Annotated in this window: 22 protein-coding genes and 1 pseudogene; 15 read left to right on the top strand and 8 right to left on the bottom strand. The window is 71.0% G+C overall.

Annotated features, from left to right (window positions below; genetic code table 11):
* Positions 1-9 precede the first annotated feature (9 nt).
* From WBK31_RS29415 to WBK31_RS29395, 5 genes and pseudogenes are all read left to right on the top strand, one after another.
* Positions 10-1,188: pseudogene (locus WBK31_RS29415) on the top strand (amidohydrolase family protein); the annotation flags it as partial.
* Positions 1,189-1,297: 109 nt separating this feature from the next.
* Positions 1,298-1,537, top strand: coding sequence for an amidohydrolase family protein (locus WBK31_RS29410; protein ID WP_406675539.1), 240 nt, complete (start codon positions 1,298-1,300; stop codon positions 1,535-1,537).
* A 149-nt stretch (positions 1,538-1,686) separates the two neighbouring features.
* Positions 1,687-2,709 carry an alanine racemase gene (locus tag WBK31_RS29405; protein WP_406675538.1) on the top strand — a complete coding sequence of 341 codons (1,023 nt, stop codon included), beginning with the start codon at positions 1,687-1,689 and terminating at the stop codon, positions 2,707-2,709.
* Between the two features lie 9 nt (positions 2,710-2,718).
* The gene (locus WBK31_RS29400; RefSeq protein ID WP_364060477.1) at positions 2,719-3,099 is read left to right on the top strand and encodes a Rid family detoxifying hydrolase; all 381 of its coding nucleotides are present in this window, start codon (positions 2,719-2,721) and stop codon (positions 3,097-3,099) included.
* Between the two features lie 9 nt (positions 3,100-3,108).
* Positions 3,109-4,305 carry a hypothetical protein gene (locus tag WBK31_RS29395; RefSeq protein WP_378786431.1) on the top strand — a complete coding sequence of 399 codons (1,197 nt, stop codon included), beginning with the start codon at positions 3,109-3,111 and terminating at the stop codon, positions 4,303-4,305.
* Positions 4,306-4,415: 110 nt separating this feature from the next.
* On the opposite strand, the gene WBK31_RS29390 is transcribed toward WBK31_RS29395, so the two are convergent.
* Positions 4,416-4,976 (bottom strand): TetR/AcrR family transcriptional regulator, encoded by a 561-nt coding sequence (locus tag WBK31_RS29390; protein WP_364060483.1) that lies wholly within the window; start codon positions 4,974-4,976, stop codon positions 4,416-4,418.
* Positions 4,977-4,981: 5 nt separating this feature from the next.
* Positions 4,982-5,596 carry a LysE family translocator gene (locus WBK31_RS29385; RefSeq protein ID WP_364060486.1) on the bottom strand — a complete coding sequence of 205 codons (615 nt, stop codon included), beginning with the start codon at positions 5,594-5,596 and terminating at the stop codon, positions 4,982-4,984.
* A 102-nt stretch (positions 5,597-5,698) separates the two neighbouring features.
* Between WBK31_RS29385 and WBK31_RS29380 the strand changes: the two genes are divergently transcribed.
* Complete coding sequence (locus tag WBK31_RS29380; RefSeq protein WP_364060489.1) at positions 5,699-8,488, top strand: AAA family ATPase; 2,790 nt, start codon at positions 5,699-5,701, stop codon at positions 8,486-8,488.
* Between the two features lie 86 nt (positions 8,489-8,574).
* Here WBK31_RS29380 and otnC read toward each other — a convergent pair whose 3' ends face one another.
* The 4 genes from otnC to WBK31_RS29360 all read right to left on the bottom strand — a co-directional run bounded on the left by otnC (position 8,575) and on the right by WBK31_RS29360 (position 12,462).
* On the bottom strand, positions 8,575-9,213 hold the full coding sequence (gene otnC, locus WBK31_RS29375; protein WP_364060492.1) for a 3-oxo-tetronate 4-phosphate decarboxylase: 639 nt from the start codon (positions 9,211-9,213) through the stop codon (positions 8,575-8,577).
* Positions 9,210-10,442, bottom strand: coding sequence for a 3-oxo-tetronate kinase (gene otnK / locus WBK31_RS29370; RefSeq protein ID WP_378786434.1), 1,233 nt, complete (start codon positions 10,440-10,442; stop codon positions 9,210-9,212). The genes otnC and otnK overlap by 4 nt, the downstream gene beginning before the upstream one ends.
* Before the next feature lie 113 nt (positions 10,443-10,555).
* Positions 10,556-11,446: a hypothetical protein gene (locus WBK31_RS29365; protein ID WP_364060498.1), complete on the bottom strand. Its 891-nt coding sequence runs from the start codon at positions 11,444-11,446 to the stop codon at positions 10,556-10,558.
* Positions 11,447-11,499: 53 nt separating this feature from the next.
* Positions 11,500-12,462 carry an AraC family transcriptional regulator gene (locus tag WBK31_RS29360; RefSeq protein WP_378786437.1) on the bottom strand — a complete coding sequence of 321 codons (963 nt, stop codon included), beginning with the start codon at positions 12,460-12,462 and terminating at the stop codon, positions 11,500-11,502.
* Between the two features lie 121 nt (positions 12,463-12,583).
* Here WBK31_RS29360 and WBK31_RS29355 point away from each other — a divergent pair, with 121 nt between their 5' ends.
* Positions 12,584-13,141: an NADPH-dependent FMN reductase gene (locus WBK31_RS29355; RefSeq protein WP_406673489.1), complete on the top strand. Its 558-nt coding sequence runs from the start codon at positions 12,584-12,586 to the stop codon at positions 13,139-13,141.
* Positions 13,142-13,422: 281 nt separating this feature from the next.
* Here WBK31_RS29355 and WBK31_RS29350 read toward each other — a convergent pair whose 3' ends face one another.
* The gene (locus WBK31_RS29350) at positions 13,423-14,280 is read right to left on the bottom strand and encodes an SAM-dependent methyltransferase (protein ID WP_364060507.1); all 858 of its coding nucleotides are present in this window, start codon (positions 14,278-14,280) and stop codon (positions 13,423-13,425) included.
* 88 nt (positions 14,281-14,368) lie between these two features.
* Between WBK31_RS29350 and WBK31_RS29345 the strand changes: the two genes are divergently transcribed.
* Positions 14,369-15,235, top strand: a complete 867-nt coding sequence (locus WBK31_RS29345) for an alpha/beta hydrolase (protein WP_364060510.1) — start codon at positions 14,369-14,371, stop codon at positions 15,233-15,235.
* Positions 15,236-15,682: 447 nt separating this feature from the next.
* Entirely contained in the window at positions 15,683-16,618 is a 936-nt protein-coding gene (locus WBK31_RS29340) for a helix-turn-helix domain-containing protein (RefSeq protein ID WP_378786441.1), read from the top strand.
* 69 nt (positions 16,619-16,687) lie between these two features.
* On the opposite strand, the gene WBK31_RS29335 is transcribed toward WBK31_RS29340, so the two are convergent.
* Positions 16,688-16,900, bottom strand: coding sequence for a DUF397 domain-containing protein (locus WBK31_RS29335; protein ID WP_378786443.1), 213 nt, complete (start codon positions 16,898-16,900; stop codon positions 16,688-16,690).
* 163 nt (positions 16,901-17,063) lie between these two features.
* Here WBK31_RS29335 and WBK31_RS29330 point away from each other — a divergent pair, with 163 nt between their 5' ends.
* The 6 genes from WBK31_RS29330 (at position 17,064) to WBK31_RS29305 (ending at position 24,395) form a co-directional block, all read left to right on the top strand.
* A complete protein-coding gene (locus tag WBK31_RS29330; RefSeq protein WP_378786445.1) occupies positions 17,064-18,137 on the top strand; it encodes a BTAD domain-containing putative transcriptional regulator in 1,074 nt (357 codons plus the stop codon).
* Positions 18,134-20,443 (top strand): hypothetical protein, encoded by a 2,310-nt coding sequence (locus WBK31_RS29325; RefSeq protein WP_378786447.1) that lies wholly within the window; start codon positions 18,134-18,136, stop codon positions 20,441-20,443. The genes WBK31_RS29330 and WBK31_RS29325 overlap by 4 nt, the downstream gene beginning before the upstream one ends.
* A 125-nt stretch (positions 20,444-20,568) precedes the next feature.
* Entirely contained in the window at positions 20,569-21,684 is a 1,116-nt protein-coding gene (locus WBK31_RS29320) for a hypothetical protein (RefSeq protein ID WP_378786449.1), read from the top strand.
* A gap of 274 nt (positions 21,685-21,958) precedes the next feature.
* Positions 21,959-22,558 carry a hypothetical protein gene (locus tag WBK31_RS29315; protein ID WP_378786451.1) on the top strand — a complete coding sequence of 200 codons (600 nt, stop codon included), beginning with the start codon at positions 21,959-21,961 and terminating at the stop codon, positions 22,556-22,558.
* A 5-nt stretch (positions 22,559-22,563) separates the two neighbouring features.
* A complete protein-coding gene (locus WBK31_RS29310) occupies positions 22,564-23,985 on the top strand; it encodes a hypothetical protein (RefSeq protein ID WP_406673488.1) in 1,422 nt (473 codons plus the stop codon).
* A gap of 5 nt (positions 23,986-23,990) precedes the next feature.
* Complete coding sequence (locus tag WBK31_RS29305) at positions 23,991-24,395, top strand: hypothetical protein (protein ID WP_378786454.1); 405 nt, start codon at positions 23,991-23,993, stop codon at positions 24,393-24,395.
* The last annotated feature ends 58 nt before the right edge of the window (positions 24,396-24,453 follow it).

The following is a 24,453-nucleotide window of genomic DNA, read 5'->3' as shown; positions in this document are numbered from 1 at the left end:
AATCCTGGAGTGACCTTCGACGTAGTGATCAGCGGCGGCCGGGTGCTCGACGGCACGGGCGCCCCGCCGTTCCGCGCGGACGTGGCGATCACGGGTGATCGCATCGCGGCGATCGGCAGGATCGACCCGGCAGGGGCGGGCACGGTGATCGACGCGACCGGGCGGTTCGTCGCGCCGGGGTTCGTCGACTGCCACGCCCACGGCGACGCCGCCGTGTTCGACAAGGCGGTGCAGCGGGCGGCGCTGCGGCAGGGTGTGACGACGTTCGTGCTGGGCCAGGACGGGCTGTCGTTCGCGCCCGGCTCGGCGGCGACGGTGGCCTACGCCGCGCGCTACTTCGCCGCCGTCAACGGCGCGCTGACCGACGGTCCGCTGAGCGTGCGCGAGCTGCTCGACGGCTACGACCGGGCGGTGGCGCTGAACACCGCGTACCTGCTGCCGCACGGCACGATCCGCTACGACGTCATGGGCCCGTCGCCCGACCGCGCCGCGCCCGGCGACCTCGACGAGATGGTGCGCCGCGTCGAGCGCGGCCTGTCGGAGGGCGCGGTGGGTCTGTCGAGCGGCCTCGAATACCTGCCAGGACGCTACGCCGACGCGGCGGAGCTGGCCGCGCTGTGCGCCCCGCTGGGCGGGCTGCCGTACGTCACCCACATGCGCGCCTACGGCGAGCGCGCCGAGATCGGGATGACGGAGGTGATGGAGATCGCCGAGCGGTCGGGGGCCGCCGTGCACGTCTCCCACCTGCACGGCCCTGCCGACGTGCTGCTGCCGCTGGTCGAGCGGGCGCTCGCCGAGGGCGTGGACCTGACCTTCGACACCTACCCCTACCTGCGCGGCAACACGATACTCGCGATGGTCGTGCTGCCGCCCCAGGTGCCGGGCGCCGAGCCGGACGCGGCGATCGAGATGATCGGCTCGGGCGTGCTCGACGACTGGTGGCCGACGCTGGACGCCGTCTGGCCGCGCCTGACCGTCTCGCACGCGCCCGGCCTGGAGTGGGCCGAGGGCCTGACCATGGTCGCGGCGGCCGAGCGTGCCGAGGTGACGCCTGCTGAGTTCTGCCGCCGGCTGCTGGTGGAGACGCGGCTGGAGGCGGGCGTGGTCTCGGCCCGTCCCGACGAGGGCCCGAAGGGGGAGGAGTCCGTACGCAGGATGCTGCGCCACCCCTCGCAGACCGGCGGCTCCGACGGCATCTACGTGGGCGGCCACCCCCATCCGCGCGGCTACGGCGCGTTCGCGAGGTTCCTCGGCCTGGCACGTCAGGGAGCTGGGCGACTGGACGTGGGAGCAGGCGGTGACGCACCTGTCGGCCCACCCGGCGCGCCGCTTCGGCCTGCTCGACCGCGGGCTGCTGCGGCAGGGCTGCGCCGCCGACGTGGTGATCTTCGACCCGGACACGGTGACCGACCTCGCGACCTACCCGGCGCCGCGCACGCTCGCCGAGGGCGTGGACGACGTGCTGGTGTCGGGCGTGCCCGTGCTGGCGCGCGGCGAGCTGACCGGCGCCACCCCGGGCCGGGCGCTGCGCCCGTGAGCGCGCGGCCGGAGCGTACGGCGACCGGACGGCCGGTGAGCGCGCGGCCGGAGCGCCCGGTTGGGATAGGGTCGGACGCGGACGAAGGGGGTGTGGTGCCGGCGATCCTCGGTCAGTCGGTCTTCGGCGGCGGCCTGGAGTTTCCCGCGATGCTGGTGCACCGCGACGCGCTGGAGCACAACGTCGCCACGATGGCCGCGTTCGTCCGCGATCACGGCATGGAGCTGGCGCCGCACGCCAAGACGCACATGTCGGCGGAGATCGCCGCGATGCAGCTCGCCGCGGGGGCGTGGGGGCTCACGGTGGCGACGCTGAAGCAGGCCAGGACCGTCAGGGGTTTCGGCGTCGGCCGCGTCATGGTGGCCAACCAGGTGGTCGATCCGGCGGGGCTGGCCTGGGCGGCGGCCGAGCTGGACCGCGACCCCGCGTTCGAGCTGCTGAGCTTCGCCGACTCCGAGGCCGCCATCGACATCCTCGCCCGCCATGCGGGCGCGCGGCCGTTCCCGGTGCTGGTGGAGCTGGGCCACGAGGGCGGGCGGGCCGGCTGCCGCTCGCTGGAGCGGCTGCTGGAGGTGGCCGCGTACGCGCAGCGCACGCCCGGCGTCGAGCTGGCCGGGGTGGCGGGCTACGAGGGCGGCCTGAAGAGCGCCGAAGAAGTCCGGAAATATCTGGCCGCGCTGCAGGAGGCCGTCGAGTACGTCCGGCTCAAACGTCCCATCCTGACCGTCGGCGGCAGCCAGTGGTTCGACGTGATCGGCCGCGAGCTGGTCGCCACCCAGGCCCGCATCCTGCTGCGCAGCGGCGCGTACGTCACCCACGACGACGGCTTCTACCGCGAGCGCACGCCGTTCAACCGCATCGACGGCGAGCTGCGCCCGGCGCTGGAGGTGTGGGCGCACGTGCTGTCCACGCCCGAGCCGGACCTCGCGATCGTCGGCATGGGCAAGCGCGACGCCCCCTACGACGAGGGCCTGCCGATCCCGCGCAGGGGCGGCGTGACGATCCTGAAGATGCAGGACCAGCACACCGTGGTACGCGCCGCCGGGCTCAAGCCCGGCGACCTGCTGGCCTTCGGCATCTCCCATCCCTGCACGGCCTTCGACAAGTGGCGCGTGCTGCCGCTGGTGGACCGGGATTACCGTGTCGTTGGCACGATACGCACCAACTTCTAGGGAGATCTCGTGAAAAAGGAGCTCAGGACCACGGAGGGCGCAGCCCCGGTCGGCGCCTACTCCCAAGGGCTCGTGGTCGGGGACTTCGTCTTCACCTCCGGCATGGGCCCGCTCGACCCCCACACCGGCGAAATCGTCGGCGACGACGTCGCCACCCAGACCCACCAGGTGATGCGCAACCTCGGCGCCATCCTCGCCGCCCACGGCCTCGGCTACGACGACGTCATCAAGGCCACCGTGCACCTCCAGCACGTCAAGCGCGACTTCGCCGCCTACAACGAGGTCTACAAGTCCTACTTCACCCCGCCCTACCCGGTGCGCACCACCGTGGGCTCCGAGCTGATGGACATCCTCGTCGAGATCGACTTCGTCGCGCACAAGAGCGCCTGAGGTGCGGCTGTGGACAGTTCGGTGTACGTCTTCGTCGAGGACCTGCGCGGCGAGGGCGTCGAGCGGGTGCTCGACAGGATCAGCGGCTACGGCGTGTCCGGCGTCACCGTCGGCGCCGTCCACCACGCCTCCCGCGACGTCACCCCCCACGGGCTGTCCCGGCTGACCCTGCGCCACGACGGCGCCCACTTCACGCCGCCGCCCGAGCTGTTCGACGGGCTGCGGCTGCGGCCCGTCCCCGGCTACACCGACGCGCTCGACGGGCTCGCCGAGGCGTGCGCGAAACGGTCGCTGAAGCTGCACGCCTGGACGGTCTTCCTGCGCAACGCCACGCTAGGCACCGAACACCCCGACGTGACCGTGCGCGACTGCTTCGGCGACCGCGGCTCGCTCACCGACCTGTGCCCGGCCCACCCCGACGTGCGCGCGTACGCGGTCGCGCTGGCCAGGGCGGTGGCCAGGCTCGGCGCCGACAGCGTGGTGGCCGAGTCGCTGCACTTCAGGCCGCTGAAGCCGCAGCGCTCCTTCGTGCCGCTCGGGCCCATGGACGCCTACCTGTTCGGGCTCTGCTTCTGCGACTACTGCATGCGCCGGGCCACCGACCTCGGCGTCGACGCCGAGGTGGCGCGCGAGGAGTGCGCGCGCATCGTGGGCGGCGTCTTCGACGGCGACCCGCCCGCGCAGGGCGAGGTGACGAGGGCGGCGCTGACCGCGTACGCGGGGCCCGACGTGGTGGCCTACGCCCGCGCCCGCTCCGAGACCGTCACCACGCTGGTGTCCGAGGTGGCATCGGCGGTGGCCGATGAGGGCTCGAAGCTGGTGTTCATCGACTCCACGGGTGCGGTCAAGGGGTACGCCGACGGCCTGCCCACCCCCGGCCTGGCCGCCCACGACGCCTGGCAGTTCGGCGTCGACCTGGTGGCGCTCGGCGACCTCGTGCCCGCGTTCGGCGTGCTCGCGTACGCGCGCGACGCGGCGCGGGTGGCCGACGACGTCGCCGCCTACCTGCGTTCGGTGGGCAAGGACCGCGAGGTGCGCGCGGTGCTGCGGCCGGGCCATCCCGACAGCGACTCCACCGACCGGCTGGTGGCCAAGGCGCGGGGCGCGAAGGCGGCCGGCGCGATGGCGATCGACTTCTACGCGTACGGGCTGGTGCCGTACCCGGTGCTCGACCGCATCCCGGCCGCGCTGTCCGAGACCCCCTGACGCTCGGCTCGCCGGGGCGGCCTGGGCGCCGAACATGGCCGCCGAACATGGCCGCCGAACATGGCCGCCGAACAAGGCCGCAGCCTCCCGGCGCCGAGGTGGTCAGCGAGCTACGGGCGCTCCGCGACCTGTGACGCGCCGTCGAGGACCAGGGCGACGGCCTCGGCGGCGAAGTCGTCGCCGACCTTCATGCCGCGCAGCACCGCCCGCATCCACACCGCCCCGGCGAGCAGGTCCATGATCAGCAGCGGGTCGGCGGACGCGGCGGGCTCGCCCCTGCGGGCGGCGCGCTCGAAGATCTCCCGCTCCTTGGCGAACCGGTCGGCGAAGAACCGCCGCCCGTCCAGCTCGGGGTGCCGGACGGCGGCGGCGAGCGCGGCCACCGCGATGTCGCTGCCCGGCGGCTCGGTCAGCAGCCGCCGTACGCCCTCCACGAGGGCGATCAGGTCACCGCGCAGGCTCCCCGTGTCGGGCACGGCGAAGCCGAGCACGTCGGACTCCACCAGCGCCGCACCCAGCAGCGCCGCCTTCGACGGCCACCAGCGGTAGATCGTGGTCTTGTTGACGCCGGAGCGCTCGGCGACCCCCTCGACGGTCAGCCCGTCATAGCCCCGCTCGGCCACCAGCCGCAGGGTCGCGTCGAAGATCTCCCGCTGCTTCCTGGGCGCCATGGAGGCTATTCTCGCGCGGCGAACGCCGTGAGCACGCCCAAGGCGAGGTAGACGCCGCCGCTGGCGTACCGCATGGGCTTGGCCGCTCGGGTGAGGCGGCGGCCGATCGCACCGGCGGTGACGGCGTACGCGACATCAGAGATCAGGCCGACCAGCAGCAGCGTGAGGCCGAGCACCACCACCTGCAGCGCGGGCGAGCCCGCGCGGGGGTCGACGAACTGCGGAAGGAACGCCAGGAAGAACAGCGCCACCTTGGGATTCAGCACGTTGACCAGCAGTCCTTCGAGGAACACCTTGCGCAGCGGCTGCGGCTCGGGCGCGCCGGCCTGCTGCTCCTTGCCGGTGAACGCGCGCACGCCCAGGTAGACGAGGTAGGCGACGCCCGCCCACTTGATGATCGAGAACAGCGTGGCGGACTGCGCGATCGCGTACGACAGGCCCGCGGCGGCGGCCGCGATGTGCAGGAGCGTGCCAGTCTCCACGCCGAACGCGCTGGCCAGACCGGCCGCCCGGCCCTGGGAGAGCCCGCGTGCGGTGATGTAGAGGTGGTTGGGCCCGGGGATCAGGACCACGGTGATGCTGACCGTCAGGAAGACGGCGAACGTCGTCGGATCAATCACGGGGAGCAATCTAGGCCCGGTTTGGTCCGGCCAGGAGGGCCAATCGCCGGGCGGTCCCGTGGACCAATCGGCTGTCGGTGGAAAATGGCATAGTTTGCAGGCGTGACAGGTCTTTTCGTCGGGCGAGCCGCTGAGCTGGCCGGACTGCTGCGAGCGCTAAGCTCGGCCGCCGACGGCGTGGCGGGTGTGGCGCTCGTCGGCGGCGACGCCGGCATCGGCAAGACCCGGCTGGCCGCCGAGCTGGTCGCCGAGGCCCGCTCGCGCGGCTTCCACGTCCTGGTCGGCCAGTGCGCCGAGCTGGGCGACGCGCTGCCCTACCTGCCGCTGGCCGACGCGCTGCGCAGCGCCGAGCCGGCCGTGCGCGAGGCCGCCGCCGCCCACCCCATGCTGGGCCAGCTACTGCCCGGCACGGAGAGCGCGCCCGCCACCGGGCTCACCCAGCAGCGGCTGTTCGGCTCGCTGCTCGGGCTGCTCGCCGACGTGCAGCCGGTGCTGTTCGTCATCGAAGACCTGCACTGGGCCGACCGGTCCACCCGCGACCTGCTGGTCTTCCTCAGCCGCATGCTGCAGAGCGAGCGGGTGTGCGTGGTCGGCACCTACCGCACCGACGACCTGCACCGCCGCCACCCGCTCAGGCCCGTTCTGGCCGAGCTCAAGCGCCTGCCCACGGTGACGAGCGTGGAGCTCGGGCCGCTGGGCGACGGCGAGATGGCCGACTACGTCGCCACGCTGGGCGACATCGACGCCCAGAGCCTCGGGCTCATCGTCTCCCGCGCCGACGGCAACCCGTTCTATGCCGAAGAGCTTTATGCCGCCATGGCCGAGGGCGACGACCTGCCCGACGAGCTGGCCGGTCTGCTGCTGTCCAGGGTCGAGGTGCTGTCGGAGGCCGGTCAGCGGGTGCTGCGCGCCGCCGCCGTGGCCGGGCGCAGGGTGGAGGACGAGCTGCTGCGCGAGGTGTCGGGGCTGCCGCTCGCCGAGTTCGAGGAGGCGGTCAGGGAGATCGTCTCGCGCGGCCTGCTCAAGGTGCGCGGCCACGGCTACGCCTTCCGCCACGCGCTGCTCCAGGAGGCCGTCTACAACGACCTGCTGCCGGGCGAGCGCACCCGCCTCCACGCCGCCTTCGCCCGCCTGCTCACCTCGCCCGCCGAGCTGGCGCACCACCATCTGGCCGGCCATGACCTGCCGGGCGCGCTCGCGGCCTCCGTCGAGGCGGGCAGGGAGGCCGAGCGGGTCGGCGCGCCCGCCGAGGCCCACCGCCACTACGACCGCGCGCTGTCGCTGTGGGAGCGGGTCGACGACGCCGAGCGGCTGGCCGGGGAGAGCCGCGTGAAGCTGGCGTTCCGCAGCGCGGTCATGGCGGCCGACAGCGGCGACAAGCACCGCGCGGTGACGCAGCTCCGCGTGCTGCCGCAGACGTCCGAGGTGTGCGAGCGGCTCGCCTATTACCTCTACGAGATGAACGACGAGGACGCGGCGGTTGAGGTGGCCGAGCGCGCCGTCGAGAGCGCGGGCGAGCCCGCGACGCTCGCCCGCGCCATGGCCACCTACGCCCGCACCCTGCTGTGGAGCCCGCGCCATCACGAGGCCGAGGAGCTGGCCACCCGGGCGCTGGAGCTCGCCCGCGCGGCCGGGGCCAGAGACGCCGAGGTCGGCGCTCTGCTCACGCTGGCCGTCTACGCCGAGGTGGCCGGCGACATGCACCGGGCTCACGACCTGGTCGACCGGGCCATGGCGGGGCCCACCGGCGATCTCGCCATGGACCTGCGGGCCCGCTTCCACCACGCCCGCATCCACTACGAGCAGGGGGTGCTCGAACACGCCGCCGAGGTGGCCGACGACGGCATCCGCCTGGCGTCCGAGACCGGGCTCATGTGGAGCACGTACGGCACTGACCTGCGCTTCCTGCGCTTCCTCATCCACTACGTCGCCGGCGAGTGGGACGCGGCCGAGACCATGGCGGCCGGGTTCGGGGCCAGGGTCGGCACGGTCCCCGAGGCCATCCTGTCGTCGTTCGCGCTGTTCATCGAGGTGGCGCGCGGCCTGCCCGCGGTCGAGTCGCGGCTGAGCTGGCTGCGGCCGTTCTGGTCCGACGCGCTCGCCTCCTACATGTCGCGCGGGCTGGCCGCCGAGCACGCGCTGTGGCACGGCGACCCCGCCACCGCGCTCGACCACGTACGCGCGGTGCTCGCGGCGCAGCAGCCCGGCGACGCCGGCAACGTCCGCATCGCCGCCATCGGGCTGTGGGCGCTGGCCGAGCTGGGCACCACCGAGGGCGCCGACGAGCTGCGCGCCCAGGCCAGGCTCTCCGCCGAGCACGGCCCCACCGGCGGTGGCGGGCACCTCGGCCCCGAGGGGCGGGCGTGGACGCTGCGCGTCGAGGCCGAGTGGCACCGCGTGCACGGGCGGCTCGACGTCGAGCTGTGCCGCAAGGTCGTCGAGGCGTTCGACTACGGCTTCGTGTACGAGGCCGCGCGCGCCCGCTGGCGGCTCGCCGAGGCGCTGCTCGCGGCGGGCGACCGCGAGGCGGCCCAGGCGGAGTGGGAGGCGGCCAGGGAGGTCGCGGGCAAGCTGCGGGCCGTGCCGCTGGAGAACGCGCTGCTCGACTTCGGGCGTCGCGCCCGCTTCGGCATCGCCGCCGGCGGCGGCTCCCGTGCGGGCGAGCCCCGGGCGGGGGCGGCCGTTGAGCCGGCCGAGGGGCGGCTGACCGCGCGGGAGATCGAGGTGCTGCGGCTGGTGGCCGAGGGGCTGACCAACAGGGAGATCGCCGAGCGGCTGTTCATCGCACAGAAGACGGTGAGCGTCCACGTGTCCAACATCCTCGGCAAGCTCGGCGTCTCAACCCGCACCCAGGCCGCCGCCACCGCCCGCCGTCTGGGCCTGCTGCCCTGACACGGCGCACGCCCGGTCAGCCAGGGCTCCGCGGTCAGGAGCATCTCCTGTTCCGCGGAGCCGGGACCATGGAGCCAGAGCGACGATCACGTGCGCGGATCGGCGAGAGCTTCACGCTGCTCCGGGGTGAGCGGGCGGGTGGGCAGGCCGCGCAGGAGGAGGAAGAGCTTGGCCGTCTCCTCCAGCTCCTCCACGGCGTCCATGGCCGCGCCGAGCGTCTTGCCCGCGACGATCGGGCCGTGGTTGCTCAGCAGCAGCGCCCGGTGCGTGCGCGCCTTCTCCTCGGCTGCCGGGCCCAGCGCCGGATCGCCCGGCGCGTAGTAGGGCAGCAGCGGCAGCCGCCCGACCCGCATCGCGAAGTACGCGGTCAGCGGCGGCAGCGCGTCGTCGGGGTCCAGCCCGTCCATGCACGACACGGCGGCGGCGTACGTGGAGTGCGTGTGCACCACCGCGCCCGCGTCCGGCCTGGCCCGCAGGAGCGCGGCGTGCAGGAACGCCTCCTTCGACGGTTTGGGCCCGGCCACGTGCGCGCCGGTCAGGTCGATCAGCGACAGGTCGGCGGCCTCGACCGTGCCCAGGCTGGAGCCGGTCGGGGTGACGAGCACGCGGTCGCCGACCCGTACGGACAGATTGCCGGTACTGCCGTGGGTGAGGCCGCGCGCGAACAGGGAGCGGGCGGCGGCGATGATCTCCCGGCGCTGCCCGTCGAATTCCGGTGATGTCATCGGGACGCCTCCACCAGCAGGTCGGGTTCGCCGAAGTTGCCGGACTTGAGCAGCAGCGACAGGCCGTCCGGGGTGTGGATCCACGGCACGCCGCGCGCCGCCTCCGCGCCGATCATGCCGCCCGGCACGCCGAGCGCGCTCACGATCGCGCCCGAAGTCTCGCCGCCCGCCGAGATCACCCGCGTGACGCCCCGCTCCACCAGGCCGCGCGCGATGTCGCCGAGCGCGTGCTCCAGGATCGTGGCCGAGCGTTCGGTGCCGAGGATCTGCTGGACGCGGCGCAGCGCCGCCGGTTCGAGCGAGGAGTAGATGAGGGGCGCCCCCGAGCCGGGCGGCAGGTGGTCGTACCAGGCCAGGGCGCCGCGGGCCAGCGAGACCGGGTCGCGGTCGGTCAGCGCGTCCAGCCGGTACGCCGGCCTGCCCGCCTCGATCATGGCCGCGACCTGCTCCAACGTACGGGCCGAGCAGCTCCCTGCGAGCACCGCGGCCACCCCGGAGGGCGCGGGCGCGGGCGGCTCGCCGCCACCGGTGCGCGCGTGCGCCGCCGCCAGCCCGCCGGCCAGCCCCGCCGCGCCCGCCACCAGCCGCGCTCCCGCCAGCGCCCGCCCCGACACCTCCAGGTCGGAGTCGTCCAGCGCGTCCACGAACGCGTACCGCACGCCGTGCTCGCGCAGCTCGGCCAGCCGCTGTTCGACCACGTGCCCGCGGACCTGGTCGAGCGTCACGACACCCGCCCGGTAGGCGCTCTGCGCCTCGAGCAGCCGCGGCAGGTACGAGTCGGTCATCGGCGTGAGCGGATGGTGCCGCATGTGCGACTCGCCGAGCAGCACGTCGCCGACGAACAGGTAGCCGTTGTACTGCGTGCGGCCGTGCTCGGGAGAGCTCGGCGTCATCGCGACCAGCGGCACCTCCATGGCGTCGGCCAGCGCGTCGAGCACCGGGCCGATGTTGCCGTCGCGGGTGGAGTCGAACGTCGAGCAGTACTTGAAGTAGACCTGCCGCGCCGCGCCGTGCGCCCGCAGCCAGCGCAGCGCGCGCAGCGTCCGCGCCACCGCGTCGGCTTTGGGGATCGTACGGGTCTTGAGCGCGATCACGACGACGTCGTGCTCGGGCGGCTCGGTGCCCTGTGGCGGCAGCCCGAAGTACAGGACGGTACGCAGGCCGCGGCGGCGCATGGCCACGGCCACGTCGGTGGCGCCGGTGAAGTCGTCGGCGATGGCACCGATCATGGACGCCTCTCGGTGCGGGGGAGGTGGTCGAACATAAAGCCGACGTTATCGGCGCAAAAGTGGATCAGTGACGATGGGGCGGAACTCCTTCGGATATGTCAGCTCGTGATGGTCTAGTCGCGGAACAGGAAGGCGGCCTCGTGATCGGCCTGCAGGTACCCGTGGAAGCTCCGGGCCTTCTTCTCGGCCGTCCTATCGGCGGTCACGATGGTCACGACCACGTACTTCTTCGAGGCGCCCGAGAGGATCTTGCCGTAGACGTACTCGGAGTGCGCCTTGTCATGGCGCCACCTGATCGCGTTCGACGAGAGCTTGGCCAGGCGGTCGGCCGTGGTCTTGGCGGCCTGGTCGGTGGGGAACTGCATGAGGAGCGTGACCGCCTTGAGGTGGCCTTTGTAGGCCGAGTACGCGAGCTGCACCGCGCGCTCGCACCTGTTCGCGCGCAGCACGCGCTCCTTGCCGTCCACCGGGGTGCAGGAGTCGTAGGTCCAGCCGGCCACCTTGTCCGCCCGGAACTTGGCCGTCCCCATCATGAAGTTCCAGTCGCCGAACTCGTCGGCCGTGATGGGGGAGCCGGGCTCCGGCACGGTCGTCGACGGGGACGGCGTCTGCGACGGCTGCGGCGTCCGCGCGCTGGGCGTGGAGACGGGCAGGGCGATCTCGTCGATCTTGTCGTCCATGGACGTGAAGAGGTAGACGAGGATGCCGATGATGCCCGCCACGGTGAGCCCCATCAGGGTGAACACCACCGCCGCGATCTTGTTGCCGGTGCCGGAGCCGCTCGGATACGCGGGCGGGGGCCCGTAGGCAGGGCCGCCCTGGCCGTACGGTGAGCCTTCGTAGGCCGGCTGGGTGGCGGGCCCGTACGGGGAGTGGAGCTGCTGGGTCGGCTGCTGAGGGCCGGAGGGTGACTGCTGCGGGCCGTACCCTTGCGGCGCACCCTGGCCTGGTGCGCCGCCCCATGGGCCGGGCTGCTGGGGCTGCGGCTGTGGAGGGTATGCCATCCCCCCATTCTGGTGCAGGCCATTACCATCCGCCCCAAAGACCCCACCAATCGTCATCGTGCGGCGATGCTTCGGCCGGTGCCGGCGGCGGGGGCCAGGGCGTGGCGGCGGCGGAACCGGCCGGGCGCGAGGCCGTACTCGCGCTTGAACGCGTTGCCGAAGGCGAACTCCGAGCCGTAACCCACGCGCGCGGCGATCTCCGACACCGGCGCGTCCGACTCGACCAGCAGCCGCGCCGCCGTGGCGAGCCGCCACCACGTCAGGTACGCCAGCGGCGGCTGTCCCACCAGCTCGCTGAAGCGGCGGGCGAACCCGGCCCGCGACAGGCCCGCCTGGGAGGCGAGCGACTCGACGGTCCAGCGGCGCTCGGGGGCGCGGTGCATGGCGTCGAGCGCCCGCCCGACGGCCGGGTCGGCGAGCGCGGCGGCCCAGCCCCCGTGCGTGCAGACCTCGCCGGAGGTGAACCAGGCGCGCAGCACGTAGAGCTGCACCGCGTCGAGCAGGGACGTCACGATGGTGTCCGCGCCGAGGCGCGGGTTGTCGATCTCCCCGGCCAGCAGCTCGACGGCCGCCCGCAGCTCGGGGTGGCAGCCGAGCGTCGCGGTCAGATGGATCACCGGGGGCAGCGAGCGCAGGATCGGGTGCGCCAGGCGGGGGTCGAGCCGGTAGCCGCAGACGAGGGTGACGGTCTCGGCCCCGCTGCCGCCGACTCCGGCCGAGGTGAACAGCTCGGGGTCGTCGTGGCGGCAGCCGGTGGGCGGCGGCAGCGGCCGTTCGGGGTCGTCGGTGAGCCCGTACGAGTCGCCGTGCGGGAGGAACACCACGTCGCCGACGCTGAGCGGGATGGGCTCCCCTTCGCTGGGGACGAACCAGCAGGAACCGCGCAGCACGATCTGGAAGCTCGCCGAGCCGGGCGCGGAGGGGAACGTCTGTCCCCAGGGGGCGCGCCAGGAGACGCGCGCGGAGACCGGCCGTCCGGTCCGCATCAGGGCGACCACGTCGCTCAGGACATCCATGCGAGCAGTCTAAGTCTGTGGACGATGACGTATAAATCATGGACGACAGCGCATTCACCATCTCACCATCGCCCGCCTACGGTGGTCGGCGTACCGACACCTTGCTGAGAGGAACGTTGCCATGCCGAAGGTGGGCATCATCGTGGGCAGCACCCGTCCAGGCCGCAACGGCGAGGCGGTGGCGCGCTGGGTGCACGAGCTTGCGACCAAGCGTGGCGACGCCGAGTACCGGCTGCTCGACTTGCGGGACTTCGACCTGCGCCACCTGGACGAGCAGATTCCGGCGGCCGCCGGCGTCTACCAGCACGAGCACACCAAGCGCTGGTCGGCGGCCATCGCGCCGCTCGACGCGTACGTGTTCGTGACGCCCGAGTACAACCACTCGATCCCGGGCGCGCTCAAGGACGCGATCGACTTCCTGTACAACGAGTGGGCCGACAAGGCGGCCGGCTTCGTCAGCTACGGGGTCGATGGAGGCGTGCGCTCCGTCGGGCACCTGCGCGACATCCTGTCCACGGTGCAGGTGGCGACCGTGCAGGCGTACGTCGCGCTCTCCGTCGCCACCGACTTCGAGAACTTCACCGACTTCCGGCCCGCCCCGCAGCACGAGGAGCGGCTGAACCTCATGCTCGACCAGCTGCTGGCATGGGGGTCCGCGCTGCAGTCGCTGAGAGGATGACCGCAAAGACGTATCTATGTATCTATCCGGACAGTTGCCCCCTCTACGGAAACGATCCTGATGACAGGACCGGGCCCGGAAGAGCCGGGGCAGACCGTGCCCGTGCCGGTGACCAGGATCACCGTGGCCCCCGCCGGGCCGGGCGCGGTCGAGCTGCGGGACGGTGTCCGGCCCGGCGGGCAGGGGGAGGTGCGCCCTGCCGCAGGGAGGAGGGGGCAGGGCGCACCGGCTCAGGGCCGGCGTGCGCGGGGACGCGGGGCGCCGTGGTACGGCTGGGCCGGTCAGCGGCGGCGACCCACGCCGGCCAGCACGTTGTAGCGGGTCACGTCCTGGCGGATGAGGTCTTCAGGTTCGGAATGCCAGTCCGCCAGCGGCACCAGGCCGGGCTCGATCAGCTCCATGTCGCCGAAGTACCCGGCGATCTCCGTGCGGGTGCGCCAGCGGCCGGTGCCGAGGTTGCGGTTGAAGTCCCGCTCGGCCTCGATGGCGATCTCGGACGCCTCGGGGTGCTCGTCGCCCGGGTTGTGGAAGTGCACGATGGCCAGGTGGCTGCCCGGCGCGAGCACCGAGCGGAACCGCTTCATGATCCCCTCGGGGTCCTCGTCGTCGTTGACGTGGTGCAGCACCGACACCAGCAGCATCCCGACCGGCTTGCTGAAGTCGATGAACTCCAGCACCTCGGGGTTCTCCAGGATCTCGGCGGGCCTGCGGATGTCGCCGTCGACGACGGTGGTGACGTCGTTCGTGGCCAGCAGCGCCCGGCCGTGGGCCAGCACGACCGGGTCGTTGTCGACGTACACCACGCGCGCCTCGGGGGCGATGGCCTGCGCGATCTCGTGGACGTTGCCCTGCGTCGGCAGCCCGGAGCCGAGGTCGAGGAACTGGCGGATGCCGGCCTCGGCCGTCATGTACTCGACGGCGCGGCGCAGGAACGTACGGTTGGCCCGGCCCGCCTCGCGCGCGTCCGGCGCGATCTTCAGCGCCTCCTCGGCCACCTTGCGGTCCACCGCGTAGTTGTCCTTGCCGCCGAGGAAGTAGTCATAGACGCGGGCGATGCTGGGGACGGTCGGGTCGATCCCGGGTGGCACCGGCGGGTCGCCGGCGTCGCTCGGCTCCGTGATCTTTCCGTTCTCACCCATGGCACCTCACGTCGGCCGACTCATGGTGGTTGACTCGGAGATCAACGGCATCGTAACGCGGGGCGTCGAACGGCAGAAGTGGATGATTGTGGAAGATCACCTTGACGTCGGCCAGAACCCGGACGTACGGCTCTTCGTGACCAGGACCGGTCCCGGGCCGGGGCGTTCGCCGCTGCTGGTGATCCATGGCGGGCCTGATTGGGATCACAGCTATCTGCGGGAGCCGCTGGTGCGGCTCGCCGACCACCACGACGTGATATTTCCGGATCTACGGGGCTGCGGGCGCTCCACCCAGGGCCTGGCCGTTCACCACTACACGCCCGCCGCGGCCACCGGCGACCTCGTCGCGCTGCTCGACGCCCTCGGCCTGGCGCAGGCCGACGTGCTCGGGTTCTCGTACGGCGGCCTGCTCGCGCAGCGGCTCGCCGTGCTCGCTCCCGGCCGCGTACGCCGCCTGGTGATCGCGTCGAGCAGCGTGCCGCCGGTGCCGAAGGACGCCTACGACGGCTGGGCGGAGCGCGAGCGCCGGACGGCCGCCGAGCGCCGCGTGTGGTCGGAGTCCACGCTGACCGGGCCCGAGCTGACCAGGGCGGCGGCGTACGCCGGGGCCGAGGCCGACGTGTGGCGGGCGGAGATGCTGGACGGCTATCGCGAGCGCCTGGCCGCCGTACGCTTCTCGGGCGAGTGGCTGCGCGCCTGGCAGGCGGGGTCTTTGCCGTCCGCGCGGATCGACGACGCCGCCCGGCGGCTGGCCGAGCTGGGCGTGCCCATCCTGCTGCTGCACGGCCGGCAGGACATGACGTTCCCCGTCGCGCTGGCCGAGGAGGCGAGCGTGCTCATCCCGTCGGCCCGCGCGGTGATCCTGGAGGAGGCCGGCCACATGGCCCACGTGGACCAGCCGGAACGCTGGCTGGCCGCCGTCACGTCCTTCCTGCGCGAGGACCTTCCCGCCTGAGCCCTCTGGGCGAGGACCTTCTGGTCCGAGCTCCGTGGACGAGCCCTTTCTCGGCCTGCACGGCCTCAGCGTCCTGCTGGCGGTGGTCGCCGTCCTGTTGCTGTCCCTGACCCTCGCCGACCGCTCCCTGACCCGCGTCGGCACCTGACCGCCGGGGTCCGCCCACACACTGCGCGCAGCCTCGGTGAGGTCACCGTCGACAGGTGTCCGGAGCCCCGCAGGGCTTCGTAAGCCACATATGCCACAACTGTCCTCACCTGTGACAGCAAACACGGCGAATCATGCTGAGTCGTTATAACTCAAACTTTCCTGACTTACTTGCATCCTCCTGGTGGTTGATGCATGTACCGTGAGTGACTACCGCGCCGATGCACTCATAGCTGCATCACTATGACTTAGACTGAATCACAGTGAATCAGCCGAACCGGATGTGGAGGCATGTTCCCTGTGGTGCTGGACGACGGCGCGGATCCCCAGGTCAAGCGTCAGGTGCTTGGAGCAGAGTTGAGACGGTTGCGCGACATGGCCGGCATCTCCGGGCGTGAGCTTGCGGATCGGATCGGGATCAGCCAGTCGAAGGTGTCGCGCATCGAGTCCGGCGCGACCATGCCGTCAGCCGTCCAGGTGGCTGATTGGGCAGAAGCGGTCAACGCGCCGCCCGATGCGCGTCAGGTGCTCGACTCGCTGGTGCAGACCGCGTTTACTGAGGTGCGTACGTGGCGGATGGCCACGCGTACCCGGCCCCACATACAGGGCGAGATCCAACTCCTGGAGCAGCAGGCTGGTCGAGTGCGCGTGTTCCAGCACTCGCTCGTCCCAGGATTGCTGCAGACGGCCGAATACGCCAAGCGAGTGTTGAGTCTGTTCCAGCCTGGATATGCGGAAAGCGCCCTGGCGGAGGTGCTGGCCGCTCGCCTCGACCGCCAACTCGTCCTGTACGACGAGAGCAAGCGGTTCGAGTTCCTGATCACGGAGGCGGCGCTGCGCTGGCGGCCGGGACCTCCTCGGCTGCTGCTGGCCCAGCTTGACCGCATTGCCTCGCTGAGCACGTTGGAGAACGTCTCGATCGGCCTCATCCCACAGGGCGTCGAGGCCGTGACCAGCATGGCGCACTCGTTCGTGATGTACGAGCCGGATGCGGACCAGGCCGCCGAGGAGGAGGGGGGCGACGAGGGCGGCGGCACCGACGGCGGTGACGGCGGTTCCCATGAGGACACTGTCGTCACAGTCGAGACGGTGCACGCCAACCTCGTCGTCAAAGGTGCGGAGAGCGTCGGCCTATACAACACGCGCTGGTCGCTGCTACGCCGCATGGCCGTCTTCGATGACGCGGCCCGGGCATTCCTGTCCGAGGTCGCCGCCACCGTCAGGGCGGGAGGCTGAGCCATGTCCGCACGCTCTCGTGAACGTGTGGGGGTGCCGGGGCGGCATTGCCCCGGCACCCCGTCTGGATCAGCTGGTCACGAACCAGTCGGCCTCCTCGTCGTACCTGCCGGCCTTCACGGCCTCGACGTGCGCACGCCACTCGGCTTCGGTGAAGACCAGCACCGGCCCGTTCGGGTCCTTCGAGTCGCGGATGAGACGCACCCTGGCGACCTCGACGCAGGAGCCGCCGTCGCACGCGCTGATGAAGTCGACCTGTCCGTTCAGCTTGATCTGGGCCATTGTTTTCGTTCCTTTCTTGCCCGAAGACTTGTTGGGACTGCAACTACCTTCGCGCATGCTCATGGACAGAAACCCGGACGTTTGCAGTGTGAATGCTGGACGTTCTCTGGGGGCCTTTCCAAGTCGCGTGGAGATTTCACGGAGAAAACGCGGAAGGAGAGAGATGACGGTGGAGGCAGCGGGCCCGGACAGCCTTTTGCGGCTGTTCGGCTCCGTGGAGGTCTGGGAGGGTGAACGACCCAGGTCGCTTGGGCGGCCACAGGCGAAGCGCCTGATCGCTGCGTTGGCATATGCGAAAGGCAATGCGGTCGATCTGGCCGAGCTCATCGACTGGATCTGGGACGACGGCGGTGATGACGACCACACCGAGCAGGTACAAAAGCTCATTAGCGATGTCCGGCGCAGTTTGCGCGAGGCTGGGATGCCCGTGCAGTTGCCATGCGAGGGAAAGGCGTATCGGCTCGATTTGGATGACGATCGCGTCGACGCCTGGCTGCTCAGCAAGACCGTCGCGCAGGCGGAGGAACTGGCGGCCGATGGTTGCGAAAGACAGGCGGGCATACTGCTGGACCCCGTTCTGGATTTCTGCCGGGGTACGCCGCTGACCGGCCTTCCCGGCACGCGAATCGAGACCTATCGCAGGGCGCTGACCCAAGAGGTACGCCGCGCGCGGCTGCTGCTGTCGGCCATCGATATCCGGGCGGGTCGACACGTCCGGCAGATCGGCCCCCTCACAACGCTGCACGAGGAAGATCGGGGTAACGCTGCGGTGGCGGAGCTGCTGATGCACGCCCTCTACCGCGATGGCCGACTCGAGCTGGTGCAGGAGGTGCAGCAAAGGGTCCAGGCCTACCTGAACGATGTCTCCGGGACGACTAGCCCGCGACTGCGGGAGCTCGGGCTGCGGATGTTCGAGGGAGACGCTGATCTGATGAGACCGGAGGCGGTCGAGCTGCCGGGCGTCCCGAGAAGAGCGAAGACCACGGTCATCCGCGCGGAGCGGGTGGACGAATCTGTCGGCCAGGCCGGTGCCAAGGAGACGGTTGCCGAAGAGGAGGCGGTGGGTTCGCGGAAGCAGGAAGCGCAGGACCGACCGGACTCGAATGAGGAGCACGCGGGGAAGGAACGAGGCGCGACCCGCGCCGGCACGATGCGTGACAAGGTCACGAACTTCGGCCAGCACATCCAGAGCATCCACGCCGAAACCATCACCATGAACTTCGGAGAGCGGCCGTGACTGTCCACGAGATGCAGCCTGTTCGGGGCGACCCGGAGCGCGACGGCGGCAGTGAAGTCGAACTGTGGTCTGATCCCGCGGCGGATGCGAAGGCTTTCGAATCGGAGCAGAAAGAAGGTCCGGTCCCGTCCGCTCATCGGCTGGAGGAAGAGCCCGGCAGCGAGGAAGAGCAGAGCCGAGCGGACGCCGACCGCGACCGGCGGGCACGCGGGTTACGGTATTTCCTCGGCCCCGCCTACTACGCGGGCTCTGGAGGAGCCCGCGACAGCACGACATCGTGGGCGGGGCGGGATGCACACAGCTACCACGGCGACGACATACGCATCAACCAGACGTACAACTACTACATCGACTCCAGCTTCGGCACTCCGCCTCACTTCGGTGGCCTGACGAGAGAGCGGCTCGAGCAGCGGCAGGAACTGCACGTGTGGACCGGATCCGACCAGACGCTGCGGAGCCGTCTGCGGGCGGAGCGAGCCGTGATTCTCTGCGGCGACGACGGCACCGGCAGGCGTGATAGCGCGCTCTGGGCTCTGGCGGAGTTCGTTCCGATCACTAACAAGGAAGGTGCGGCGCACGAGTTCCCGGTGGAGATCGCCGAGGTGGACACCATCGACGCGCTCTTTCCCCGGGCTGAGGGCTGGCAGGCGGAGCAGGGGCGCGGCTACGTGCTGGACGCCTCCGGGCTGCGGGGCAGGATCACCCGCTCACAGCTGGACAAGCTGCGCCGGGCCGTGAGCGCTGACGCATGGGCGGTCGTTCTGGCGGCGGACTTCGCGCTGGCGGACGATCTGCGCAGCGAGCCGGATGTGATCTCGCATGTGGCGCCGCCCGTGCTCGACGTCTTCGAGCGGCACTTGTGGACACGCCTTCGACGCGCACCGTCGGCCGTCGTGCGCGAGGCAGAGAGGCTGCTCAGTGCGACCGCTCTGGAGGACGAACTGGTCAGGGTTCGGCACCCGGCGCAGGCTGTCCGGCTGGCAGGAGATCTCGCGCTGCAGCTCCTCGACGGTGTGACCGCATCACAGCTCCTTTCCTGGTTGCCGGGCAGGCGCAGGGAGGACCTGCGTGAGGAGATCCGGAAAGTCGATCCCCCGCACCGGGTGCTGCCGCTGGTCGCCGCTGCGGTGTTCCAGGGGCAGCCGGTCGGCAAGGTGGTGCGCGCCAGCGAACGGCTGTTGTGGCTGGCGCCGCCCAAGCGGGTTCGCCTCGACCCGTTCGCGGACGTGTTGCCGAAGGAACTGCACGGTTTCGTCAAAGGTTTCAAAGGTCTGGACGAGCCGGAGGCGCAGCAGGGCGTCGATCCACCGGTGATCCTCCAGCCCGAGTCACTGGGGCGTGACGTCCTGACCGTGGCCTGGCGTGACATGCCAGGCCTGCGGCGGGCGCTGCTCGCGTGGCTGGAGGACATGGTCGAGGACAAAGACCCGGCGCTCCGCGTCCAGGCCGCGCAGGCAGTCGGCATGTTCGCGGTGCTCGACTTCGACCACATCGCCCACACGACGCTGGATCGCTGGCAGAAGTCCGGCAAGCGTCTGCACAAGCAGGCGTTCCGGTGGGCGCTGGAGGCCGCGGCGGGCGCCGACGAACGCACCGCCGAGCGAGTCCGCCGCCTGCTCAGGACCGGTGGACCGCTCGCGACCCTGGTCGACGCATACGGCACTCGCATCGGCGCCTTGTTCCCTGGCGACGCCCTACGCGCCATCGACAAGCTGCTGCGCGAAGCCGCTCGGCAGGTCGACGTCGGGGACGGCTCCGCACTGAGCGTGGACACCGCGAAAGTACGGATCGGCGGCCTCCGTTTCTCGGACATGCTCCACCGCATAGCCGCCATCGTCACGGAGATCTTCGCCGAGGGTGCCAGCCGTCAAGTCCTCAACAAGCTGCACGACTGGGCCAGTGGTCCGCCGCGCAATAGGGAATCGGCCGAGGCCCGGGTCAAACGCACGGTGGCGGCTATGACCATGGCCCGCGTGGCGAGGCTGACGGCTCTCGATCCCGGCGGTCCGCACCCGCCGACGCTCCTGCTCATGCTCGCTCAAGGCGAGGTGAGCGCGGAACGCCTGCACCCCATCTGGCGGGTTGCGCTCGCCGACCGCGAAGCGGGCAAGCGGGCCTGGAACGTTCTGCGCCTCTGGCTGGAGGCGGCCGACGGCAACGAGACGCTGATCGAGCCCGTACGCAGCATCGTGCATCCCATGGCCACCGCCCACGGCGGCCTGGAGCTGCGCCGTTTCTACCACCAGATCCAGCAGTGGAAGCGACGCCGTGGAGGCGCCCCCTTCCGCGCTTTCCCCCTCATCTGACCTTCTCGATTGGAGATCGAGCACCCATGAGCGCAACAGCGACCGTGGCCGGTCCCGCGCGTCCGGGTATCGGGTCGCGTCTGCTCCGGTTGTTCCGGCGCAGGCACTATCCGGAGGTGCCGCCGGTGAACGTCATCGACGGCTTCAGATTCCTCACCCCCGCCCGCGACGACGCCTTCCCCTTCACCGTGACCGTGAGCTGCTGCTGGTGTGCGAGCGGCGGATACGACAGCACGTCTCTCAGGCAGCTCATCGATGAGCGCCGTGCGCTGGACGAACGTGTCATCCGCCGTGTCATCCGCAGCGCCACCCGCCTGTACGAGCCGTACGACGCCAAGGGAGCCGAGGAAGCCGCGAACAAAGCGCTTCAGGAGGAGAGCGACCGGGCACTCGGCAGCGTCTCCAGGGACGGCCGGACAGCGACCTGTTCCGCATGGGCGGAGGTCGATCTGGTCGACCCCGTGCGGACATACCAGCAACGCGAGTGGCGGGCCAGACTACGCCTGGAAGCGCACCGTTCGGCATCCCGGCGCACCATCCAGACCCTCGCCGAACTGCGAGACCACTGGCTGGTGTTCCTCGGCGCCGATCCGAATGATCTCAAGAACGACTGGCGGGTACCGTTCGCCATCAGGCTGGCGGAGCGCGGTCAGCAGGTGACCGAGACGGTGGCCAGCATGCACTGGCGGCGCAGGCGTGACGTGACGTTCGCCGCCGGGTTCTACAACGACGTGATCAAGCAGTACCGCGATGCCGGACAGTACGACTTCGCCAGCGCGGTCGAGGACATGCTGAACAAGCTGGTCAAGGCGTACAACCTGCCCCGGTACGACCTCGTGGGGGAGATGCTCCAGAAGGAGCTCATGCCGTACACCGAGAGCGACCCCATGGCCCACGTCTTCGGCCTGCGGCCCGACCAGGAGCCCGCAATGTCGGACCCCCAGCCGGAGATGTTCGGCGCTCGCCTCAGCGACGGCGGCGGATACGACGGCGTCTATGACGGGGTGGGACGGTTCGCCGAGGAGCCGGAGGACTTCTGGCCGGAGGAGGATCCGCACGAGCAGGACGCCGACGAGCGTGGCGGGCCGGAACCGGACGGCCATGACGAGCCTGCCAGCGATCAGCGGGGGCAGGACGCCGCCGACGGCGGTTCCTCCACCGGCCCGCCACATACCTCCCCCAACGGGCATGCGGGCAACGGAAGCGGGCCGCAGCCCCGGCCGGACGACGAGAGTCTGTGAGGGAACGATGATCGTACAGAAGCGAGGCCCGGCCGTCCTGGCGGCTGTGGCCGCCGTGACCGCGGCGCTCTCCCTCAGCGGCTGCCTGAGCACTGTAGACCCCACTGCCGGTGGCGACCCGTGCTGGGCAATGGCCCAGCCGTCCTCTGCAGCAGCCGGAGAATCTACGGGAACCACGCACGCCATCCTGATCGACCGCTCCGGTTCGACCGTGGCCGAGGATAGCGCTGAATTCGTCCCGGACTGGGCAAAACGCTTGGGTAAGGACGTGCCGGTGAACGGCGGTGACCGGTACCTCATCGTCCCCTTCGCCGGTGAGCGCTTCCTGTCCTGGCCGGACCAGCCGTTGGTGGCGCCGCCCATCAGGGGGACCGCCAAGAAGCAGGGCGAGCTGCGACGGGCCGTGATCGACTGCATCGAGCACAGCGTGCGGCAGACGGCGCTCAAGAAAGGTGTCTCGCGGCGTACCGACGTGCTGGGGGCGCTGCACGCGGCGGGTGAGCAGCTCGCCGTCGAGCGAGGCGGGGCCAAGGACATCTACGTCGCCACGGACGGATACGCGAGCAAGGGCTGCGCCCGCCTGAAGATCGGCAAGGTGCTGAGCGACGACGACATCGCCCGCATAGTGGAGGGCTGCCACGCAGAGCTGCCGCGAAACCTGAGCGGTGTTCCCGTGCACATCGTCGGCATCGGCACGTCCTCCAGCAAGATGCGCGAGGCCTCGCCGGTCGCGATCGCCTCGGTCGGACGGCTCTGGGAGGCCCTGTGCCGCCAGATAACGGAGACCTGCTCCGTAAGGACCGGCGCGCCGAGCGGTGACGCGGCCGACCCATCGCCTCAGGCCACCCGGCCGGAACGGGAGGGGGACACCTGATGGTCATGACCGATGAGCAGCCGCGGAATGGCTCCCTGTGGAGGCGGCCAAGCCGCGCGGCTCCCGTCTACTGCGCCGAGAGCTGCCGCTGCGCCTTGTGGGAACTGCCTCGTGAGGAGCCGTTCTCGGGCACCGAGACACCCGCCGAGCCGCGCGAGTATCACCCCGATCCGGCCGTGCTCAGCTACGCCGAGACGTGTGCCCTCCTCGGCGGCACCCAGACCGGCCTGCGCCGCTTGCTGGAGGTGGCCGATGCGATGCGAGAGGGCAGGAACAACCTCATCGCAGCCCACCACGACGCCGTCGCTGCGCTGGACTCTTACGAGATGTTCGTGACGGAGGGCAGGCACGCCCATCTCGTGGGCCGAGCCTGCCGCGCCGAACGGGCCCGCACCGAACAGGCCTCAGCCGCCCCGCCCCTGTGGCTGCGGGTTCTGCGCTGGCCGGCGATCATCATGATCGGCGCGTTCGACGTATGGTTCTTCCAGCAGTACTTCCTCGACATCGGCTACACCGGCACCGACGAGGACCCGAGCTGGGTGCACTATGCGATCGCGCTGGTACCCGGCATCGCGGTGGTGTTCATGATTCTCTTGGGCGCCACTCTGGTCGGCGGGCTGGTGCGCAGATGGTCACGCCGGGCTGATGGCGGCGGCCGTGCGCTTAAGGCGGTACGGGCCGTCGTCGCTGTGGGGTACCTGGCTCTCGTCATGAGCATGGTGGGGTACTTCGCCTATCTCAGGGCGTACGAGTCGTTCGCCGAGCTTCGCCGCTCGATTGCGCCCGAGCAGCAGGTCCTGCTGGTCGCCGGGCTGATCGGGCTGCTCACGCTGACCTCCATCCTGATGAAGGTGAAGGGGGACGACCCGGAGGCTGACGCGGTGTTCGTGGCCCGGCTGCGGCGCCGGCGCAGTGATCGGGCGTGCGCCAGGATTCAGGGCCAGGTCAGGGCGGCGCTGGCGCGACTCGGCCAGGCGTACTCGGATCTGCGGGCCGTTCGGGATGAAGGCCTGAGCAGATTCAGGGACGCGATGCTGGAGGCGTACCGGCGGGGGATTCTTGAGCCACGAGCGCAGTACAGGCCCGGCACCGAGGTGCCACCTGCGCTCACCCTGCCGCCCAGCCTGCAGAACGGTGTGCGGGAGATCCATCGCGAGGGTGTACAGGAGGACGGGGCCGTCAACGGGTCGGCTCCGGCGAAGGGGGCCGCAGCCCGCGAGTACGCCAGACTTCTGGACGACTCCCTGGTCGACGGGGCAGGGCCGCTTCTTCCCGAGTTCGAGGACATCCGGCAGCCTCGGCCTTCGCTTGGACCGCTTCCGGAGATCTGCCGTGTGCTGGCCACCTCCGACCCTGGCCCCCTGCACCAGCGGTGGCGGGAACTCGACGAGCGGCTCAACGCCGACGTGACCCGGCTCTCGGGGTGAGCGGCATGGCCGAGTGGGCACGATTCATCGATTCTCTGGCCGGGCTTGTGACGGCCGTCGCCTGGCCGGTGGCGGCCGTCGTGGCAGTGCGCTTCCTGGCCAGCCGGCATCGGGCGGCGTTCGAGCGGCTGCTCGATCGGGTCACCGCAGTGTCGTATCCAGGAGGGCAGATCGACCTCGCCGTCTCCGAACAGGAAAAGCAGGTGGAGGAACTGGCCGAGCGGCTGGCCGGCTCCGAGGCCGACCCGGAGGAGCGGCTACAACTGGTGCGGCGGGTGGTCGAGCGGGCCGAAGACCTGGGGCGGCTGCGCGAGGCGACCTGGTGGAGGGCGCGGTACCCGGAGGAAAACGGGGTGGCGCGGCGGGTCCGCCAGGCCGTCCGCTCCGACCTCCGCGACCGTTCACCATGACCTCGCTACCTCGACGCCGGCCACGCTGTCCTCGCCTACCTGGCGCAAGCTCTGGCCG

It is taken from the genome of Nonomuraea sp. N2-4H (assembly GCF_045291505.1).
GTDB classification, from domain to species: Bacteria; Actinomycetota; Actinomycetes; order Streptosporangiales; family Streptosporangiaceae; genus Nonomuraea; species Nonomuraea fastidiosa.
This window is presented reverse-complemented; position numbering and strand designations above follow the sequence as displayed.

Coding starts and splice junctions, on each gene's coding strand:
- WBK31_RS29405 (WP_406675538.1), top strand. CDS start 1,687: ATGCTGGTGCACCGCGACGCGCTGGAGCACAACGTCGCCACGATGGCC.
- WBK31_RS29390 (WP_364060483.1), bottom strand. CDS start 4,976: ATGGCGCCCAGGAAGCAGCGGGAGATCTTCGACGCGACCCTGCGGCTG.
- otnC (WP_364060492.1), bottom strand. CDS start 9,213: ATGACATCACCGGAATTCGACGGGCAGCGCCGGGAGATCATCGCCGCC.
- otnK (WP_378786434.1), bottom strand. CDS start 10,442: ATGATCGGTGCCATCGCCGACGACTTCACCGGCGCCACCGACGTGGCC.
- WBK31_RS29365 (WP_364060498.1), bottom strand. CDS start 11,446: ATGGCATACCCTCCACAGCCGCAGCCCCAGCAGCCCGGCCCATGGGGC.
- WBK31_RS29360 (WP_378786437.1), bottom strand. CDS start 12,462: ATGGATGTCCTGAGCGACGTGGTCGCCCTGATGCGGACCGGACGGCCG.
- WBK31_RS29355 (WP_406673489.1), top strand. CDS start 12,584: ATGCCGAAGGTGGGCATCATCGTGGGCAGCACCCGTCCAGGCCGCAAC.
- WBK31_RS29350 (WP_364060507.1), bottom strand. CDS start 14,280: ATGGGTGAGAACGGAAAGATCACGGAGCCGAGCGACGCCGGCGACCCG.
- WBK31_RS29335 (WP_378786443.1), bottom strand. CDS start 16,900: ATGGCCCAGATCAAGCTGAACGGACAGGTCGACTTCATCAGCGCGTGC.
- WBK31_RS29330 (WP_378786445.1), top strand. CDS start 17,064: ATGACGGTGGAGGCAGCGGGCCCGGACAGCCTTTTGCGGCTGTTCGGC.
- WBK31_RS29310 (WP_406673488.1), top strand. CDS start 22,564: ATGACCGATGAGCAGCCGCGGAATGGCTCCCTGTGGAGGCGGCCAAGC.
- WBK31_RS29305 (WP_378786454.1), top strand. CDS start 23,991: ATGGCCGAGTGGGCACGATTCATCGATTCTCTGGCCGGGCTTGTGACG.